Origin of the sequence: Actinotalea sp. C106 (genome assembly GCF_023630195.1) — a bacterium.
GTDB lineage: Bacteria > Actinomycetota > Actinomycetes > Actinomycetales > Cellulomonadaceae > Actinotalea.
Map to the genome: position 1 here is coordinate 1 of NZ_JALPKN010000386.1, position 2,439 is coordinate 2,439.

Genomic DNA, 2,439 nt, shown 5'->3' on the forward strand with positions numbered 1-2,439 from the left:
GGCCTCGGACTTCAGGGCCCGTTCGCAGGCGCGAGCCCCCCGGCGACGCGCGCGGTCCACCAGGTCCCCCGAGACGCCCAGGACCACGTCAGCGCCCCGGGCCACGACGCGTTCCAGGACACCGGCGATCACCCGGACGGCGCGTCCGCCGACGGGGAGGTTGTGCAGGGTCACGACGACCCGCGGACGTGGCGCACCACGCCCGGCACGGACCGCGAGCACCACGAGCGCGCCGGCCCGCAGACCGTGCGCATGCACGACGTCGGCCCGTGCCGAGACGCCACGCAGGCGTCGGACCGCTGCGAGGTCTCCCCGGCTCGGGCGGTCGGTGATCTCGACGGGGACCCCGCGGCCCCCTGACGGCACCACGACGTCGAGGAGCCCAGCAGGACCGGCCACCACGACCTCGTCACCCTGGTCGACGAGACCCGCCGAGACCTGAGCCACGTGCCGCGCCACTCCCCCGGCGCTCGACCCCAGCACCTGCAGCACCCTGGTCATCCCTGTCCCCCTGTCGTCCGGGCCGCTCGACCGCGGTCCCGCAGCGCACCTCGCACCGTCTGCCGGTCGGCGAGCCCCGTCGCAGCGAGCGCAGTACCCGCGGCGACGGCCGCACCGATCATCCCGAGCACGAGCGGCGGACCTGCGAGCCACTCGACCAACCAGCGTCCGGCGAGCGCCCCGACCCCGCCGCCGACCGCCGAGACCACGAGGGTACGCATCAGACCGCTCAGCGCGTCAGGCCCAGAGACCCGTCGCACCGCCACCAAGAGCGCCAGGCCGGCCACGAGCATGCCGACCGTGTTGCCGAGCGCGAGCCCCTGCAGGGTCGCGAGGCCGTCCCCACGCTCCGGGGCTAGGAGGGGAACCGCGACGAGCGAGGCCACGGCCACAGCCCCCCACCCCGTCGCGATGGCTATGACGGCGGCCCGGCCGCGCTCGAGGGCGTAGAGCACCCTCGAGAGCTGGAAGATCAGGGCGTAGCCCAGCAGACCCGGGGCGAGCAGGGTGAGGGCCGGGGTCATCGCGGACACGGACGCAGCGTCACCCCCCGGCACGACCACGGCGAAGACTCCCGCGACCGCCGGGGCCACGGCGGCCAGAGCGGCGGCCCCTGCGGCACTCACGACGAGCACGGCACGGGTGCTCAGCGCCACCAACCCTGCGTAGCGCGAGTGGTCGCCTGAGGCGACATGCTCGGCGAGCCGGGGGAAGGCGGCGGTCGCGAGCGGCACCGCGAGCACCGCGTAGGGCAGGAAGTACACGGCCTGCGAGTACTGGTAGAGCGGGAAGGTGCCGGTGGAGCCGAACTCGTTCGACAGTCGGAGCACCACCACGACGGACAGCTGCTGGGCGAGCAGGCCGCCGAGCCCTGCGAGGGCGAGGTGTCGAGCTCGACGGGCGACCCCCGGAGGGAAGCGCCAGGTCGGCCGCAGCCTGACGCCGGAGCGGGCCACCGGCACCAGGAGTGGCAGGCTCATGGCAGCCACCCCAGCGGTCGTGCCCCAGGCGAGCCAGGCGACAGCCGCGCTGGACAGCGCAGCAGGGTCCCCGGGCTCCCCCGCCGTCAGGAACCGGAAGACCAGGTAGCTCGCGATCACCACGAGGCTCGAGGCCACGGGGGCGGCAGCGGGCCAGAGGAATCGCTGTTGGGCCTGGAGCACACCGGTGAGGACCACGCCCACGCCGTAGAGGACCACCTGCGGCGCGAAGACGACGAGAAGGTGGCTCGCCAGGTCCACCGTGGCGGCCGTCGCCGCGGAGTCCTGACCTGATGGGGACGCACCGAGGAGCAGTCCCACCACGGGGCGCGCGAGCAGCGCGAGGAGAACCGAGGCGGGCAGGAGCACCAGGAGAGCCCAGGTGAGCAGGGCCGAGGCGGTGCGGTCGACCTCGGCCCGCATGCCGCGGGCCAGCGGACCGGCCAGCAACGGGACCACCGCTCCGGCCAGCGCGCCACCAGCGACGACCTCGAACAGGACGTTGGGCACCAGGTTGGCCGTCGCGTAGGCGTCCCCGGTCGCTGTCGGTCCGACCGCGTACGCGTGAGCCAGCCACCGGCCGAAGCCGAGCAGCCGACTGAGCACCGTGATGCCTGCGATGAGGGCTGCGGCGCCCGCCAGGCCGTGCAGCACCTGCCGTCGGGTCACGCGGGCGGTCCGTCCGCCCTGGGGACGGGCCGCCGGCCCCAGGCGTCCAGCTCACGGAGCACCGGCGTCCGAGCGATCACCTGGGTGAAGCTCACACGCTCGCTCGCGATCGTGAGGGCGAGGACCCCGGCCAGGACTCCCCAGCGCACCGACCGCGGCGCTCCCAGCACCACCGCCGTACCGAGGGCAGCCCCGAGGGCGTTGGCCCCGCCGTCACCGAGCATGTCCCGCTCCGCGAGGTCGTCCCGCCACCCCGCAGCGACGACGCCCAGGCAGGCCGCCGAAGTCG

The 2,439-nt window shown here is 74.8% G+C and carries 2 protein-coding genes and 1 pseudogene; all 3 read right to left on the reverse strand.

Features of this window, described 5'->3' with window-relative positions:
• A partial coding sequence (locus L0B03_RS16670) for a glycosyltransferase family 4 protein (RefSeq protein ID WP_250447958.1) occupies nt 1-501 on the reverse strand: 501 nt, incomplete at its 3' end.
• Complete coding sequence (gene murJ / locus L0B03_RS16675; RefSeq protein ID WP_250447960.1) at nt 498-2,150, reverse strand: murein biosynthesis integral membrane protein MurJ; 1,653 nt, start codon at nt 2,148-2,150, stop codon at nt 498-500. The genes L0B03_RS16670 and murJ, both read right to left, overlap by 4 nt.
• Nucleotides 2,147-2,439: pseudogene (locus tag L0B03_RS16680) on the reverse strand (hypothetical protein); the annotation flags it as partial. The pseudogene L0B03_RS16680 and the gene murJ, both read right to left, overlap by 4 nt.